Below are 575 nucleotides of genomic sequence, written 5' to 3' on the forward strand. Positions count from 1 at the left end.
GAAGGCCCCGTCCAGGTCCAGGAGCACGGCCCCGGGAAGGGCCTCCTCGGCCCGGTTCAGCGTGGAGCTCGCGTCCACGAGCACGAGCCGGGGGTCGTGGAGGTGCTCGGCCAGCCAGTGCGTGCCCACCACGGGCCCGGGGAGCTCGAGCGGGGTGCCGTCCTGCGGGGTGCCGGTGCTCATGCGCCCCAGGGTAGTGCCGTCCGCGGCGGGCCGCCGGGTCAGGCGACGCCGGCGAGCGCGCGCTCGAGGTCCTCCAGCTGGTCCTCGACGTCCTCGATGCCCACCGAGAGCCGCACCAGGTCCACGGGAACGGCCAGCGCGGTGCCCTTCACGGAGGCGTGCGTCATCTCCGAGGGGTAGCAGATCAGGGACTCCACCCCGCCCAGGCTCACCGACAGCGAGTACAGCCGGGTGCCCTCCGCCACCGCGCGGGCCGCGGCCTCCCCGCCGGCGAGCCGGAAGGAGACCATGCCGCCGAATCCGCGCATCTGCGCGGCGGCGAGCGCGTGGCCGGGGTGCTCGGGCAGCCCCGGGTAGAGCACCCGTGAGACCTCCGGGCGCTCGAGGAGCCA

General features: G+C 75.7%; 1 protein-coding gene and 1 pseudogene. Both read right to left on the minus strand.

Going from position 1 to position 575, the window contains the following annotated elements; all coding sequences use genetic code 11:
• Positions 1–183, minus strand: a pseudogene (locus tag RF638_RS16120) (sulfurtransferase); the annotation flags it as partial.
• 38 nt (positions 184–221) lie between these two features.
• Positions 222–575, minus strand: a 354-nt coding sequence (locus tag RF638_RS16125; RefSeq protein WP_368842473.1) for a PLP-dependent transferase, incomplete at its 5' end; no start/stop codon positions are given.

This window comes from Kocuria sp. CPCC 205235, assembly GCF_040980905.1.
In the GTDB taxonomy this organism is placed as follows: Bacteria; Actinomycetota; Actinomycetes; order Actinomycetales; family Micrococcaceae; genus Kocuria; species Kocuria carniphila.